Origin of the sequence: Streptomyces subrutilus (assembly GCF_008704535.1) — a bacterium.
Lineage (GTDB): Bacteria > Actinomycetota > Actinomycetes > Streptomycetales > Streptomycetaceae > Streptomyces > Streptomyces subrutilus.
In genome coordinates this window covers 5,054,781-5,068,625 of sequence record NZ_CP023701.1, presented here as the reverse complement: position 1 = coordinate 5,068,625, position 13,845 = coordinate 5,054,781, and the positions used below count along the sequence as shown (strand labels likewise).

Below are 13,845 nucleotides of genomic sequence, written 5' to 3'. Positions count from 1 at the left end.
CCCCCGCCCGGCCGGCCCCGCGGGACCGGCCGGGCGGCAGCGTCACGGGCGGTCGAGCCGCAGCCGCTCCGCCCTGGGCAGACCCGCCACGACGAGGTCGTACGAGTCCTCGACCAGCTCCCGCAGCAGCGCGTCCGGCAGTCCGCCGGGCCCGCCCGCGGTCACCGTGTTCCAGTGCCGCTTGTTCATGTGGTAGCCCGGCGCGACCGCCTCGTGCTCCTCGCGCAGCCGCACCGCCTGCTCCGGCTCGCACTTGAGGTTGACCTTCAGCGGCTCCGCGTCCAGGGCCGTCAGGGCGAACATCTTGCCCAGCACCTTGAACACCGAGGTCTCCGGCGTGAAGGGGAACTCCTCCACCGCCGCGTTGAAGGACAGGCACAGCTCCCGCAGCGCCTCCGGGGTCATTCGCCCTCCTCGCCTTCGCCGGCCGCCGGGACCACCGGCTCGACCAGCACCGTCACGATCTTGTTGCGGCGCCCCGCCGTCGATTCGGCGGTCAGCCGCAGCGGGCGCCCGTCCGGCAGCTCCACCAGCGCCGAGGCGCCCGCGATCGGCACCCGGCCCAGGGCCTTGGCCAGCAGCCCGCCCACGGTCTCCACGTCCTCGTCGTCGAAGGCCTCGACCTTGAACAGCTCCCCGAGGTCCGTGATGTCCAGCCGCGCGGTGACCCGGTAGCGGTCCCCGCCCAGCTCCTCGACCGGCGGCAGCTCGCGGTCGTACTCGTCGGTGATCTCGCCGACGATCTCCTCCAGGATGTCCTCGATCGTGACGATGCCCGCCGTGCCGCCGTACTCGTCGATGACGACGGCCACGTGGTTGCGCACGAGCTGCATCTCGCGCAGCAGGTCGCCCGCGTTCTTGGTGTCGGGCACGAAGACCGCCGGCCGCATCACCGTCGAGACCAGGTCGGACTCGGCCTCCCGGCTGATGTGGGTCTTGCGGACCAGGTCCTTCAGGTACACGATCCCGACGATGTCGTCCTCGTTCTCCCCGGTCACCGGGATGCGCGAGAAACCGGACCGCAGCGCGAGCGTGGTCGCCTGGCGGATCGTCTTGTACCGCTCGATGCAGACCAGGTCGGTGCGCGGCACCATCACCTCGCGCACCAGGGTGTCGCCCAGCTCGAAGACCTGGTGCACCATGCGGCGCTCGTCGTCCTCGATCAGCGATTCCTTCTCCGCGAGGTCCACCATCGCGCGCAGCTCGGCCTCGGAGGCGAACGGCCCCTTGCGGAAGCCCTTCCCGGGCGTGAGCGCGTTGCCGATGAGGATCAGCAGCTGCGGGATCGGCCCCATGACCCTGGCCAGCGGCACCAGTACGTAGGCGGCCGCCGTCGCGGTGTTCAGCGGGTGCTGGCGGCCGATCGTGCGGGGCGAGACCCCGACCGCGACGAAGGAGACCAGGACCATCACGGCGATCGCGACCAGCAGCGCGGTCCAGTTCTCGCCGAACTCGTCCAGGCAGACGTACGTGACGAGCACGCCCGCCGCCATCTCGCAGGTCACCCGGACCAGCAGCGCCACGTTCAGGTAGCGGGTCGGGTCGGAGGCCACCTGGGCCAGCTTGGCGCTGCCGCGCCGCCCCTCGCGCACGGCCTGCTCGGCACGGAAGCCGGAGATCCGGGCGATCCCGGACTCGGCGCACGCCGCGAACCACGCCACCACGACCAGCAGGACGGCGCCGGTGATCAGCTGCGCGGCGTTCACGAGACGGTCGGGGCGGGAGACGCCCCGGTCATTCCGCGCTCGCCGCGCCAGCCGTCGACGATGGCCGCCTGGAGCCCGAACATCTCGGCCTTCTCGTCCGGCTCCTCGTGGTCGTACCCCAGCAGGTGCAGCACCCCGTGGACGGTGAGGAGCTGGAGCTCCTCGTCCATGGAGTGCCGCGTCGGGGCCTCCTCGCCCTGCTTCTTCGCTACCTCGGGGCAGAGCACGATGTCACCGAGGAGCCCCTGCGGGGGCTCCTCCTCGTCCTTGGCCGGCGGACGCAGCTCGTCCATCGGGAAGGACATGACGTCGGTGGGTCCGGGCAGGTCCATCCACTGGATGTGGAGCTGCTCCATCGCCCCCTCGTCGATCACGATGACGGAGAGCTCGGAGAGCGGGTGGATCCGCATCCGGGTGAGCGCGTAGCGGGCGATGTCGAGGATCGCCTGCTCGTCGACCTCGGTTCCGGACTCGTTGTTGACGTCGATCGACATGGTGCGCTGGGGTCTACTTCCGCTGATGGCCGCCCGGGGCCGGCCGGCTCTCGTCGTACTTCTCGTACGCGTCGACGATACGGCCGACCAGCTTGTGGCGGACGACATCCTCGGACGTGAGCCGCGAGAAGTGGATGTCCGGCACCCCGTCCAGGATGTCCTGCACCTGCCGCAGTCCGCTCTTGGCACCGCCGGGGAGGTCGACCTGGGTCACGTCGCCGGTGACGACGATCTTCGAGTCGAAGCCGAGGCGGGTCAGGAACATCTTCATCTGCTCGGTGGTGGTGTTCTGCGCCTCGTCGAGGACGACGAACGCCTCGTTGAGCGTCCGGCCCCGCATGTAGGCCAGCGGCGCCACCTCGATGGTGCCGGCCGCCATCAGCCGCGGGATGGAGTCCGGGTCGATCATGTCGTGCAGCGCGTCGTAGAGCGGGCGCAGGTACGGGTCGATCTTGTCGAAGAGGGTGCCCGGCAGGAAGCCGAGCCGCTCCCCCGCCTCGACGGCCGGCCGGGTCAGGATGATGCGGCTGACCTGCTTGGACTGGAGGGCCTGGACGGCCTTGGCCATGGCGAGGTAGGTCTTGCCGGTACCGGCCGGCCCGATGCCGAAGACGATCGTGTTCTTGTCGATCGCGTCGACGTACCGCTTCTGGTTGAGGGTCATGGGGCGGATGGTGCGGCCGCGGCTGGAGAGGATGTTCTGGGTGAGCACCTCGGCGGGCGTCTCATCGGGCCCGTTGCCATTGCCGCTCGCCTTGAGCATGGCGATCGAGCGTTCCACTGCGTCCTCCGTCATCGGCTGACCGGTGCGGAGCACCAGCATCATCTCGTCGAACAGGCGCTGGATGAGGGCGACTTCCGCCGCCTCGCCGACCGCGCTGACCTGGTTTCCCCGAACATGGATGTCGGCCTTCGGGAAGGCCCTCTCGATCACGCGCAGGAGCACGTCGCCCGAGCCGAGCACCGTGACCATCGGGTGCGTGGCCGGAACGGTGAAGTGGGCTCGCGCCTGCCCGGGCGCCGGGGTGTGGGATGTCGGTGTCTGCGTCATGGGCCGGCACTGTGGCCTGCACATACCTCCTGCTGAGGGGCCGCGCCGATCGACGACCTCGGACTACCAAGCCTACGTCTCCCCGGCTGCTTCCCCGAGAGGTTTTACGCCCTGTTCCGGCGCGCGTCACCGGCGGCCCGGGCGGGGGCTCACGCGGAGTGGCGGAAGCCGATCGTCGGCACCGCGCGTCGCCGGGCGGCCGGGGTCGTGCCCGGCGGCATCAGGTCGTCCAGGAACGCGAACCGGCCGCGCAGCTCCAGCGGCGCCGCGTGCCACCAGTGGGCGACCTCGGGCCAGCCGGGCGCCGAGAGCGAGCCGCCGAACTCCTGGACGGACAGCGCCGCCGTCAGACCGGCGAAGGCCAGCCGGTCCGCGAGCGGCCAGCCGGCCAGGGTCCCGGTGAGGAAGCCCGCCACGTACACGTCGCCGGCCCCCGTCGGGTCCAGCGCGTCCACCGTGATCCCCGGGACGTGCGCGGTCTCCCCGGTGAGCCCGTCCACCGCGTACGAGCCCTCCGCGCCCATGGTCACCACCGCGATCGGCACCTTCTCGGCCAGGGCCCGGGCCGCCGCGCGCGGGCAGTCCGTCCGCGTGTACCGCATCGCCTCGCCCGCGTTCGGCAGGAAGGCCTCGCAGTGCTCCAGGTCGGCCAGGGCGCCCAGGTCCCAGCGGCCGCTCTCGTCCCACCCCACGTCCGCGAAGACCCGCGAACCGCGCCGCGCGGCCTCGCCGATCCACGGCTCGCCCCGGCCCGGCCCCAGGGAGGCCACGGCGGCCCGGGCGCGCGGCGGGCACTGCGGGAAGGGGCCGGGGCCGGACGGCGGCGGAGCCTCGTGGCCGTGCGAGACCATCGTGCGCTCGCCCTCGTACGCCATCGAGACGGTCACCGGGCTGTGCCAGCCGGGAACGGTGCGCGACATCGACAGGTCGATGCCCTCGCCCTGTTCGAGGGCGTCCCAGCAGTACTCGCCGTAGTGGTCGTCCCCGAAGGCGGCGGCCAGAGAGGTGCGCAGGCCGAGCCGGGCCAGGGCGGTGGCCATGTTGGCGACGCCGCCGGGACTGGAGCCCATGCCGCGCGCCCAGGATTCCGTACCGCGCACCGGGGCGGAGTCGAGGCCGGTGAAGATGATGTCGAGGAAGACCGTTCCGGTCAGGAAGACGTCGCAGCCGGGTTCCTGGGGGTCGCGCAGCGGACCGAGCGGGTCCACGGGTGCTGAGAGGCTGTCGAAGCTGTCCCGACTGGTCACGGTGTGCTCCCCGTTGTTCGTGAAGGGTCGTTTCTGCATGCGGGTGTTCAGTGGAAAGCTGCCAGCCATGCCCGCTGGAGGCCGGAGCAAAACCCAGTGTGGCGCACATCACCAGGAGATGGCTCTTCTCCGCAACTCGGGCCGCTTGGTAAACAGGATCCCCGCTCACTCTGCGGCGCCTCCCACGCACCGACTGGACGACCCGTGCACCGCAGCCCCGCGCCGCCACCGCCGGCGCCCGCCGCATGGCCCCTGGCCCGCCTCGGGCTGCTGCTCGGCGCTGGCCGGCTACGGCACGGCGGCCGCGACGACGCTGCTGCCGCTGGTCGTCGCGGGCGCGGTGGCCGGCGGCTTCGGCTCGGGGACCGCCACGGCCGTGGCCGCCTCGGGCATCGCCGGGCAGCGCGACCCCCACCGCACCTCCGCGCTCGGGCTGTTGTCGGTCTCGGCGACCGCGGGCGCGCTGTACCTGACGCTGCCGCGGCTCGGGGGCGGGCACGGGCTGCCGTTCGCCGCCATCGCACTGGTCGCCGCGGCGGTCTGGCCGGCCACCCGCCGGCTCGGCCCTCCGGCCCCGCCCCCCGCGGGGGGCGGCTGCCCGCGGGGTGGCTCCGGGATGGTCCTGGCGGGCGCCCTCATGCTGTGGTCGCTCCCCGCCGCGGAAGAGCCGGGCGCGATCACACGTCGGCGAGGCGACGGGCGGGCGGTCAGGCGCTGCGTTTCGGCAGGGGGACCCGGACCAGGTCCGCCGCCACCGTCAGCTCGCCCTCGAACCCCGCGGTCCGCGCCTGCCGTTCGAACTCCGCCGGTTCCGCGTACCGCTGCGAGAAGTGGGTCAGGACCAGGTGCCGTACGCCCGCCTCCCGCGCCACCCCGGCCGCCTGCCCGGCGGTGAGGTGCCCGTGGTCGGTGGCCAGCCGCTCGTCCTCGTCGAGGAACGTCGACTCGATCACCAGCATGTCGCAGCCCCGCGCCAGCTCCGTCACCCCGTCGCACAGCCGGGTGTCCATGACGAACCCGAACCGCTGCCCGGGCCGGGCCTCGCTCACCTCGTCCAGGGTCACCCCGCCCAGCCGTCCCTCGCGCTGGAGCCGGCCCACGTCCGGCCCCGTGATCCCGTGCCGCGCCAGCAGCTCCGGCACCATGCGCCGACCGTCCGGTTCGGTCAGCCGGTACCCGAAGGACTCCACCGGGTGCGAGAGCAGCCGCGCCTCCAGGACGTACGAGGGCCCGCGCGCGAGGACCCCGTCCCGCGCGACCGGTTCCTCGCGGAGCGCCACCGTCTCGCGGTACGCCGTGGCGTACCGCAGCCGGTCGAAGAACTGCTGCCCCGACGCGGGGTAGTGCGCCGTGACGGGGTGCGGAACCCGGTCGAGGTTGATCCGCTGGATCACCCCGGCCAGTCCGAGGCTGTGGTCACCGTGGAAGTGGGTGACGCAGATCCGGTTGATGTCGTGCGCGGCCACCCCGGCCCGCAGCATCTGGCGCTGGGTGCCCTCGCCCGGGTCGAAGAGGATGCCCTCGCCGTCCCAGCGCAGCAGGTAGCCGTTGTGGTTGCGGTGGCGGGTGGGCACCTGGCTGGCGGTGCCCAGCACCACGAACTCGCGTACGGACACGGTCTATCCGGGGGGCCACTGGAGGCCGCGGCCGCCCAGGACGTGCGCGTGGGCGTGGAAGACGGTCTGGCCGGCGCCCGCGCCGGTGTTGAAGACGACCCGGTAGCCCTCGCCGTCGACCTTCTCGTCGGCGGCCACCTGTCCGGCCTCGCGCAGCACGTCGGCCGCGACGCCCGGTTCGGCGGCGGCGAGGGACGCGGCGTCGGGGTAGTGGACCTTGGGGATGACGAGCACGTGCGTGGGTGCCTTCGGGTTGATGTCCCGGAAGGCGACGGTCGTCTCGGTCTCCCGGACCACCGTGGCCGGGACCTCTCCGTTGACGATCTTGCAGAACAGGCAGTCGGCCTGCGGTTCCCCGGCCATTGGTGCGCCTCCCGTGACGGTGATCGGTCCGGGCATCGTATCCAGCCCGGCCCGGCCCGGCCCGCGCCGGGCAGCCCGTGGACACCCGCCCGCACCGGCCCGCCGGGCCCTCGGACCCGACCGGCCCGCCGCCCTGGCCGTTCCGGCGTCCCGTCCGTTCCGGCGTCCCGTCAGTTCCAGCGTCCCGTCCGCGCCAGCAGCACCGCCGTCGCCGCCGTGCCGGCGGTGGAGGTCCGCAGGACCGAGCGGCCCAGCCGGTACGGGCGGGCTCCCGCGTCGGCGAAGACGGCCAGCTCATCCGGCGAGACGCCGCCCTCGGGGCCGACGACCAGGACGACGGACCCGGCCGCCGGAAGTTCCGCCGTGGCCAGCGCCTGCGAGGGGGTGTCGCGGTCCTCGTGCAGCACCACGGCCAGGTCGGCCCCGGCCAGCAGCGCCGCGACCTGCCGGGTGGAGAGTGCCTCGGCCACCTCCGGGAAGCGGACGCGGCGGGACTGCTTGCCGGCCTCGCGGGCGGTGGCCCGCCACTTGGCCAGCGCCTTGGCGCCCCGCTCGCCGCGCCACTGCGTGATGCAGCGCGAGGCCTGCCACGGCACGACCGCGTCGACGCCGGTCTCGGTCATGGTCTCCACCGCGAGCTCGCCGCGGTCCCCCTTGGGCAGGGCCTGGACCACGGTGATCCGCACCGCGGGCTCGGCCTCCTCGAAGACCCCGGACACGGTCACGACGAGCCGGTCCTTGCCCTCGGCGGCCTTCACCACGGCTTCGGCCCACCGGCCGCGTCCGTCCGCGAGGACCACGGCCTCGCCCGGATTGAGCCGCTTCACCGAGACCGCGTGCCGGCCCTCGGGGCCGTCCAGGACGAACTCCGGGCCCGGCGGGACCTCTTCGACCACGAACACCGGGGCGGTCATGACGTGCTCCTCGTCTGCAGTGTCTTCAACGTGCTCTGCGCCGTGGCCGTCTCGGCCGCCAGCACCTCCACCAGCTCGCCGGCCGGCAGCGTGCGCGCCATCCGGTGCCCCTGGCCGGCCCACAGGGCCATGCCCTGCGGGTCGCCGGCCGCGGCGGCCGCCTTGCGCAGCCCCGAGGTCAGCTGGTGGACCTGCGGGTACGCGGCCGGGGCGTACGGCCCGTGCTCCCGTACGAACCGGTTGACCAGTCCCCGCGCCGGCCGGCCGGAGAAGGCGCGCGTCAGCTCGGTCCTGACGAACAGCGGATCCGTCAGGGCCTTCTTGTGCTGCGGGTCGGCCCCCGACTCCGGGCACACCAGGAAGGCGGTCCCGAGCTGGGCCGCCTCCACGCCGACGGCCAGCAGCGCCGCGATCTGCGAGCCCCGCATCACCCCGCCGGCGGCGATGATCGGCAGGGCGACGGCCTCCCGCACCAGGGCCACGAGCGCGAGCAGGCCGACCGCGGCGGTGCCGTCGGCCTGCGGGTCGTCCCAGTGGGTGCCCTGGTGGCCGCCGGCCTCCACGCCCTGGACGCAGACCGCGTCGGCGCCCGCCTCCTGCACGGCGCGGGCCTCCTCGACGGAGGTCACCGTGACGACGGTGTACGTGCCGGCCGCGCGCAGGGCGGCGAGGGCCGCGGCGGCGGGGCAGCCGAAGGTGAAGGAGACGACGGGCACCGGGTCTTCGAGGAGGATGGCGAGCTTGGCCTCGTAGCCGTCGTCGCTGGTGCCGATGATGTCCTCGTCGGCGAGGGAGACCGCGTACCAGCTGGCCTCGCCGGCCAGCTGCCCCCGGTAGGCCTCGACGGCGGCCGGGTCCACGTATCCGGTCTGGGGCATGAAGAGGTTGACGCCGAAGGGGCGCCGGGTGAGCGCCCGTACCTGTTTGATCTCCTGGTACATGCCGTCGGCGGTCTTGTAGCCGCCGGCCAGGAAGCCCAGTCCGCCCGCCTCGCACACGGCGGCGGCGAGCGGCGGGCACGAGGCACCGCCCGCCATGGGAGCCTGCACGATCGGGTACGGAAAAAGAAGACCGTTCGGTGCGGAGGACATGGACTGCATCGTGCCATGCCGCGCTCGGGGCGCCGAATCACGGCGTCCGCCCGGCCCGGCCCGTTCCCCGGCGGGGCCGGGCGGGATGCGCGGAGCCCGGACCGGGGGTGTTCCGGGCCGGGCTCGTACGCGTGGTCGCGGGCCGCTCAGCGGCCGTTGAAGGCGTCCTTCAGGCGGCTGAACAGGCCCTGCTGCCCGGGCGCGAACTGCCCGGTGGGCCGCTCCTCGCCGCGCAGCTTCGCCAGCTGGCGCAGCAGCTCCTCCTGCTGGGCGTCCAGCTTGCTCGGCGTGGTGACCTCGACGTGCACGATGAGGTCGCCGCGGCCGCCGCCGCGCAGGTGCGTGACGCCGCGCCCGTGCAGCGGGATGGCCTGGCCGGACTGGGTGCCGGGCCTGATGTCGATCTCCTCCAGCCCGTCCAGCGTCTCCAGCGGGCACTTGGTGCCCAGTGACGCCGCGGTCATGGGGATGGTGACCGTGCAGTGCAGGTCGTCGCCGCGGCGCTGGAAGGTGGGGTGCGGCAGCTCGTGGATCTCCACGTACAGGTCGCCGGCGGGGCCGCCGCCGGGGCCGACCTCGCCCTCGCCCGCGAGCTGGATGCGGGTGCCGTTCTCGACGCCCGCCGGGATCTTGACGGTGAGGCTGCGGCGGGAGCGGACCCGGCCGTCGCCCGCGCACTCGGGGCACGGGGTCGGGACGACGGTGCCGAAGCCCTGGCACTGCGGGCAGGGGCGCGAGGTCATGACCTGGCCGAGGAAGGACCGGGTGACCTGGGAGACCTCGCCGCGTCCGCGGCACATGTCACAGGTCTGCGCGGAGGTGCCGGGGGCGGCGCCCTCGCCGGAGCAGGTGGTGCAGACGACGGCCGTGTCGACCTGGATGTCCTTGGTGGTCCCGAAGGCCGCCTCGTCCAGTTCCAGGTCCAGGCGGATCATGGCGTCCTGGCCCCGGCGGGTCCGCGAGCGCGGTCCGCGCTGCTGGCTCTGGCCGAAGAAGGCGTCCATGATGTCGGAGAAGTTGCCGAAGCCGCCCGCTCCGAAGCCGCCGGCACCGCCGCCGCCCGAGGAGGACAGCGGGTCGCCGCCGAGGTCGTAGACCTGCTTCTTCTGCGGGTCCGAGAGCACCTCGTACGCCGCGTTGATCTCCTTGAAACGCTCTTGCGTCTTGGGATCGGGGTTCACATCCGGGTGCAGCTCGCGCGCAAGCCGCCGGAATGCCTTCTTGATCTCGTCCTGGGAAGCGTCGCGGCGCACGCCGAGAACGGCGTAGTAGTCCGTGGCCACTTACGACTCCGCCAGGATCTGTCCGACGTAACGTGCCACTGCGCGTACCGCTCCCATCGTTCCGGGGTAGTCCATGCGGGTCGGGCCGACCACGCCGAGTTTGGCGACTGCTTCGCCGCCCGAACCGTAACCGACCGAGACGACCGACGTGGAGTTGAGTCCCTCGTAGGCGTTCTCGTGCCCGATCCGTACGGCCATGCCCGATTCACTGGCCTCGCCCAGCAGCTTGAGGAGCACGACCTGCTCCTCCAGCGCTTCGAGCACCGGCCTGATCGTCAGGGGAAAATCGTGTCCGAAGCGGGTGAGATTGGCGGTTCCGCCGATCATCAGTCGTTCTTCGGCTTCCTCGACCAGGGTTTCGAGGAGGGTCGCGAGCACCGTGGAGACGGTGGCGCGGTCCTCGGCGTCGAAGGACTCGGGGAGGTCCTGGACGAGCGGGGGCACGTCGGTGAAACGACGGCCCACGACGCGGCTGTTGAGCCGGGCGCGCAGGTCGGCGAGCGAGGTCTCCCCGAAGGGGGCCTGGCAGTCGATGAGCCGCTGCTCGACGCGTCCGGTGTCGGTGATCAGTACGAGCATCAGCCGGGCCGGGGCCAGCGACAGCAGCTCGACGTGGCGCACCGTGGAGCGCGTCAGGGAGGGGTACTGGACGACGGCGACCTGCCGGGTGAGCTGCGCGAGCAGCCGGACCGTGCGGCCGACGACGTCGTCGAGGTCGACGGCGCCGTCGAGGAAGTTCTGGATGGCCCGCCGCTCGGGCGTCGACAGCGGTTTGACCCCCGCCAGCTTGTCGACGAAGAGGCGGTAGCCCTTGTCGGTGGGGATGCGGCCGGCGCTGGTGTGGGGCTGGGCGATGTAGCCCTCCTCCTCCAGCACGGCCATGTCGTTGCGCACGGTGGCGGGCGAGACGCCGAGCCGGTGGCGCTCGGTCAGCGCCTTGGAGCCGACGGGCTCCTCCGTCCCGACGTAGTCCTGGACGATGGCGCGCAGCACTTCGAGTCTGCGTTCACTGAGCATTCGCGCACACCTCCAGCTGTGGTCCGTTGCCCCGGTCGTTTGGCACTCCGGACGTCCGAGTGCCAGAGAACCCCCGCTCAGTGTACGGCCGGGTGGTGAGAGCCTGGCAAGGGCGGCCCGTCAGGGTAGCGTCGCGGCATGGACGTGCGATGGGAAGAGGCCGGCTGGGAACGGCTGACCGGACGGACCGGCCGCAAGCGGCTCCCGGTGTGGGATTGCACGGTGGGGCTGGTGGTGGGGGACGACGCCGTACTGCTGGTCGATCCGGGTTCCAGCCTGCGGGAGGGTGCGCTGCTGCGGGCCGAGGCCGAGCGGTTGACGGGTCGGCGCGTGACCCATATCGCATTCACCCACGGCCATTTCGATCACGTGCTGGGCGGGGCGGCCTTCTCCGGGGCCGAGGTGTACGCGGCGGTCGGGCTGGACCGCGTCCTGGCGTCCGGCCGGGAGTCGCTGCGGCGCTCCGCGGTGGAGCACGGGCTGGCGGAGGAGGAGGCGGCGCGGGCCGTGGAGCTGCTGGTCCTGCCCCGGCACCACGTGTCGGGCGAGTGGACGCTGGAGCTGGGCGGGGTACAGGTGCTGCTGGCGAACGTGGGGCCCGGGCACACCGGGCACGACCTGGCCGTCTTCGTGCCGGGCGGCCGGGAGACGGTGTTCTGCGGGGACCTCGTGGAGGAGTCGGGCGAGCCGCAGGCGGGCGGTGACGCGGTGCCGGCGCGCTGGCCGGCGGCCCTGGACCGGCTGCTGTCGCTGGGCGGGGACGACGCGCTGTACGTGCCGGGTCACGGAGCGGTGGTCACGGCGGACTTCGTGCGTGCGCAACGCGCCACACTGGCCGCCCGTTTCGGCGTGTCGGAGGCGTGAGCGGCGCCGCTCTCCTACTGTCGGCCGGATGCGCGAGTACTCCCCCGACCTGACCCCGCAGTGGAAGCGCCCGAAGGCCGTGCCGGAGGTGGCGGCGGAGCCCGACCTGGTGGTCGAGGTGGCCGGTACGGACTTCTGCGGCGCGGTGGTGGCCTGCGAGGCGGGCACGGTGACCCTGGAGGACCGCTTCGGCAAGCGCCGGGTGTTCCCGATGGAGCCGCGGGCGTTCCTGCTGGACGGCGCCGTGGTCACCCTGGTGCGCCCGCCCCGGGGCCCCGCGGCGCCCTCCCGTACGGCGTCGGGCTCGATCGCGGTGCCGGGGGCGCGGGCGCGGGTGGCGCGGGCGGGCCGGATCTACGTGGAGGGCCGGCACGACGCCGAGCTGGTGGAGCGGGTCTGGGGCGACGACCTGCGCATCGAGGGCGTGGTGGTGGAGTACCTGGAGGGGATCGACGACCTCCCGGCGGTGGTGGCGGAGTTCGGTCCGGCGGCGGACGCCCGGCTGGGCGTGCTGGTGGACCACCTGGTTCCGGGGTCGAAGGAGTCCCGCATCGCGGCGTCGGTGACCTCCCCGCACGTGCTGGTCGCGGGTCACCCGTACGTGGACGTGTGGCAGGCGGTGAAGCCGTCGGCGCTGGGCATCGCCGCCTGGCCGGTGGTGGCGCGCGGGCAGGACTGGAAGACGGGCATCTGCCGGGCCCTGGGCTGGCCGGAGAACACCGGGGCCGCCTGGCAGCACATCCTGTCGCGGGTGGGCTCGTACAAGGACCTGGAGCCGACGCTGCTGGGGCGGGTCGAGGAGCTGATCGACTTCGTGACGGCGCCGTAGCGCCCGCGGCCGTCGCTCCGCCCTCCCCGTCCTCCCCGGCCACCCGGCGGCGGGCCCGGACGGCCTGCGGTCAGTCCACCAGGTCCCGGACCACCGCGTCGGCCAGCAGCCGGCCCCGCAGGGTCAGGACGGCCCGCCCGGCCGCGTACGGCTCCGGTTCCAGCAGTCCGCCCGCCAGCGCCTTCCCGGCGGCCGCCCGGCCGGCCGGGGCCAGCAGGGACAGCGGGCAGCCGTCGCGCAGGCGCAGCTCCAGCAGGATGCGCTCGACCCGGCGGTCCTCGGGCGTCAGCAGCTCGCGCCCGGCGCCCGGGGAGCGGCCCCCGGCCAGTGCGGCGGCGTAGGCGCCGGGGTGCTTCACGTTCCACCAGCGGACGCCGCCCACGTGGGAGTGGGCGCCGGGACCGGCGCCCCACCAGTCGGCGCCGCGCCAGTACAGCTCGTTGTGGAGGCAGCGGCCGGCCGGCGAGGTGGCCCAGTTCGACACCTCGTACCAGTGGTAGCCGGCCCGGTCCATGACCTCGTCGGCGATGAGGTAGCGGTCGGCGTGCACGTCGTCGTCGGTCATCGGGACCTCGCCGCGGCGGATGCGCCGGGCGAGCTGCGTGCCCTCCTCGACGATCAGGGCGTAGGCGCTGATGTGGTCGGGGCCGGCCCCCAGGGCGGCGTCCAGGGTGGCCCGCCAGTCCGCGTCGGACTCCCCCGGCGTCCCGTAGATCAGGTCGAGGTTGACGTGCTCGAAGCCGGCCGCGCGGGCTTCGGCGACGCAGGCCTCGGGGCGGCCGGGGGTGTGCGTGCGGTCCAGGACCTTCAGGACGTGCTGCTTGGCGCTCTGCATGCCGAAGGAGACCCGGTTGAACCCGCCGGCGCGCAGCTCGGCCAGGTAGCGCGGATCGACCGACTCCGGATTGGCCTCGGTGGTGATCTCGGCGTCCTCGGCCAGGCCGAACTCGTCCCGGATCGCCGCGAGCATCCGGACGAGGTCGGCGGCGGGCAGCAGGGTGGGCGTGCCGCCGCCGACGAAGACGGTGCGCACGGAGCGCGGGTCGTCGCCGAGGACCTTGCGGGCGAGGCGGACCTCGTCGATCAGCGTGTCGGCGTAGTTCTCGCGGGAGGCGAGGACGCCGCCGGTGCCGCGCAGCTCGGTGGCGGTGTACGTGTTGAAGTCGCAGTACCCGCAGCGGGTGGCGCAGTACGGGACGTGCAGGTAGAAGCCGAGCGGCCGCTCGCCGGCGCCCGCCAGGGCGTGCGACGGCAGGGAGCCGTCTTCGGGCATGGGTTCACCGTCGGGCAGTGCGGAAGGCATGCCCCCATTGTCCCGCACCCGCCACCGGCCCCCGCCCGCCTCCGCGGCGGGGCGGGGCGGGCGGGGT

14 protein-coding genes and 1 pseudogene are annotated in these 13,845 nt (G+C 73.4%); 3 read left to right on the top strand and 12 right to left on the bottom strand.

Features of this window, described 5'->3' with window-relative positions; genetic code table 11:
- Positions 1 to 42: 42 nt before the first annotated feature.
- The 5 genes from CP968_RS22350 to CP968_RS22330 form a co-directional block, all read right to left on the bottom strand.
- On the bottom strand, positions 43 to 405 hold the full coding sequence (locus CP968_RS22350; RefSeq protein WP_150519696.1) for an MmcQ/YjbR family DNA-binding protein: 363 nt from the start codon (positions 403 to 405) through the stop codon (positions 43 to 45).
- Positions 402 to 1,706 (bottom strand): hemolysin family protein, encoded by a 1,305-nt coding sequence (locus CP968_RS22345; protein WP_150519695.1) that lies wholly within the window; start codon positions 1,704 to 1,706, stop codon positions 402 to 404. The genes CP968_RS22350 and CP968_RS22345 overlap by 4 nt, the downstream gene beginning before the upstream one ends.
- Positions 1,703 to 2,200, bottom strand: coding sequence for an rRNA maturation RNase YbeY (ybeY, locus tag CP968_RS22340; RefSeq protein WP_150519694.1), 498 nt, complete (start codon positions 2,198 to 2,200; stop codon positions 1,703 to 1,705). The genes CP968_RS22345 and ybeY overlap by 4 nt, the downstream gene beginning before the upstream one ends.
- A 13-nt stretch (positions 2,201 to 2,213) precedes the next feature.
- Complete coding sequence (locus CP968_RS22335) at positions 2,214 to 3,251, bottom strand: PhoH family protein (protein ID WP_150519693.1); 1,038 nt, start codon at positions 3,249 to 3,251, stop codon at positions 2,214 to 2,216.
- A gap of 149 nt (positions 3,252 to 3,400) precedes the next feature.
- Positions 3,401 to 4,498, bottom strand: coding sequence for a carbohydrate kinase family protein (locus CP968_RS22330; protein ID WP_229886564.1), 1,098 nt, complete (start codon positions 4,496 to 4,498; stop codon positions 3,401 to 3,403).
- A gap of 96 nt (positions 4,499 to 4,594) precedes the next feature.
- Between CP968_RS22330 and CP968_RS34975 the strand changes: the two are divergent.
- A pseudogene (locus CP968_RS34975) lies at positions 4,595 to 5,150 on the top strand (MFS transporter); the annotation flags it as partial.
- A 55-nt stretch (positions 5,151 to 5,205) separates the two neighbouring features.
- On the opposite strand, the gene CP968_RS22320 reads toward CP968_RS34975, so the two are convergent.
- The 6 genes from CP968_RS22320 to hrcA form a co-directional block, all read right to left on the bottom strand.
- Positions 5,206 to 6,114, bottom strand: coding sequence for a ribonuclease Z (locus CP968_RS22320; RefSeq protein ID WP_150519691.1), 909 nt, complete (start codon positions 6,112 to 6,114; stop codon positions 5,206 to 5,208).
- A 3-nt stretch (positions 6,115 to 6,117) separates the two neighbouring features.
- Complete coding sequence (locus tag CP968_RS22315; protein ID WP_150519690.1) at positions 6,118 to 6,477, bottom strand: histidine triad nucleotide-binding protein; 360 nt, start codon at positions 6,475 to 6,477, stop codon at positions 6,118 to 6,120.
- A 170-nt stretch (positions 6,478 to 6,647) separates the two neighbouring features.
- Positions 6,648 to 7,391 (bottom strand): 16S rRNA (uracil(1498)-N(3))-methyltransferase, encoded by a 744-nt coding sequence (locus CP968_RS22310; RefSeq protein ID WP_150519689.1) that lies wholly within the window; start codon positions 7,389 to 7,391, stop codon positions 6,648 to 6,650.
- Positions 7,388 to 8,482, bottom strand: coding sequence for a nitronate monooxygenase (locus CP968_RS22305; protein ID WP_150519688.1), 1,095 nt, complete (start codon positions 8,480 to 8,482; stop codon positions 7,388 to 7,390). The genes CP968_RS22310 and CP968_RS22305 overlap by 4 nt, the downstream gene beginning before the upstream one ends.
- A gap of 146 nt (positions 8,483 to 8,628) precedes the next feature.
- A complete protein-coding gene (gene dnaJ, locus CP968_RS22300) occupies positions 8,629 to 9,765 on the bottom strand; it encodes a molecular chaperone DnaJ (protein WP_150519687.1) in 1,137 nt (378 codons plus the stop codon).
- On the bottom strand, positions 9,766 to 10,782 hold the full coding sequence (gene hrcA / locus CP968_RS22295; protein ID WP_150519686.1) for a heat-inducible transcriptional repressor HrcA: 1,017 nt from the start codon (positions 10,780 to 10,782) through the stop codon (positions 9,766 to 9,768).
- Between the two features lie 138 nt (positions 10,783 to 10,920).
- Here hrcA and CP968_RS22290 point away from each other — a divergent pair, with 138 nt between their 5' ends.
- Positions 10,921 to 11,646, top strand: a complete 726-nt coding sequence (locus tag CP968_RS22290; RefSeq protein WP_150519685.1) for an MBL fold metallo-hydrolase — start codon at positions 10,921 to 10,923, stop codon at positions 11,644 to 11,646.
- Between the two features lie 28 nt (positions 11,647 to 11,674).
- On the top strand, positions 11,675 to 12,475 hold the full coding sequence (locus CP968_RS22285) for a DUF3097 domain-containing protein (protein WP_150519684.1): 801 nt from the start codon (positions 11,675 to 11,677) through the stop codon (positions 12,473 to 12,475).
- 70 nt (positions 12,476 to 12,545) lie between these two features.
- On the opposite strand, the gene hemW is transcribed toward CP968_RS22285, so the two are convergent.
- Entirely contained in the window at positions 12,546 to 13,778 is a 1,233-nt protein-coding gene (gene hemW / locus CP968_RS22280; protein ID WP_150519683.1) for a radical SAM family heme chaperone HemW, read from the bottom strand.
- Between the last annotated feature and the right edge of the window lie 67 nt (positions 13,779 to 13,845).